This window comes from Vibrio sp. 704 (genome assembly GCF_033339295.1).
In genome coordinates, this window is the sequence record NZ_JAWOUH010000252.1 from 1 (window position 1) to 840 (window position 840).

Below are 840 nucleotides of genomic sequence, written 5' to 3' on the forward strand. Positions count from 1 at the left end.
AAGGACCAAACACTTCTTCTGGTGTCGAGAATCGAGTCATCAAGTATTCAAAGTAACTGCTGTTATCAAAAGCTTGGATAAGACGCTTTGCAATAAGACTCTTTGCAATACCTGGAGGACCTAAAAGAAAGACGCTCTCCCCAGCCAAAGCGGCAAGGAGACAGAGTTTGATGGTGTGTTCGCGTTCATAAACGCCATCAGTTAACGCTTTTGCAAGCTTGTTAATACGCTCGGAAAGTAGTGCTTTTTCGGCATTGGATGCAAAAGAAGGTTGGATCATACGTACTCCGGCTGCTGAACTGATGCTGTGTATTTATTTTTATACATTTGTTATCACTTTGTTACAAGTGTAATTTGTTCGAATCACCCTTATAACAGATGCTTATCTCTCTCTTTGCTGAGCAATCAAAGTTTCCATTTATGAGATATAGCTCACTGAAAGTGCAAACGCTTTCGTGGCCTTGCAACAGTTTTTGCTTTTGTTTCCCAGCGTTTGTGGTTAATGTTCAAAAACGTCAAATTGCGGTCATTGCTAGGGTTTACAACTGCATGAGCAAAACAATTCATAAATGGAAGCAAATTTCTTTGGTTGAAGAAGACGTTCAGCTTCCTACTGGTCAAGTCATTTCACACACCACCATTCACCATCCAGGCGCTGCTGTAATACTGCCAATCGCTGCCAATGGCGATATAGTCTTAGTGAATCAGTTTCGACCTTCTCTCAATAAATGGCTTCTGGAGTTACCAGCAGGGACTCGCGAAGGCGACGAAGACCCGCTCTGCTGCGCGCAACGTGAGTTGGGAGAAGAAACCGGCTTCAGCGCAGATAAATTTACCCCA

General features: G+C 43.3%; 2 protein-coding genes. One reads left to right on the top strand and one right to left on the bottom strand.

What is annotated here, in order from left to right; all coding sequences use genetic code 11:
* Nucleotides 1-280 (bottom strand): AAA family ATPase (locus R7R24_RS25755; protein WP_318119959.1); only part of this gene is annotated, 280 nt, incomplete at its 3' end.
* A gap of 98 nt (nt 281-378) precedes the next feature.
* Here R7R24_RS25755 and R7R24_RS25760 point away from each other — a divergent pair.
* The coding region (locus R7R24_RS25760) for an NUDIX hydrolase (RefSeq protein ID WP_318119961.1) at nt 379-840 on the top strand (462 nt) is incomplete at its 3' end.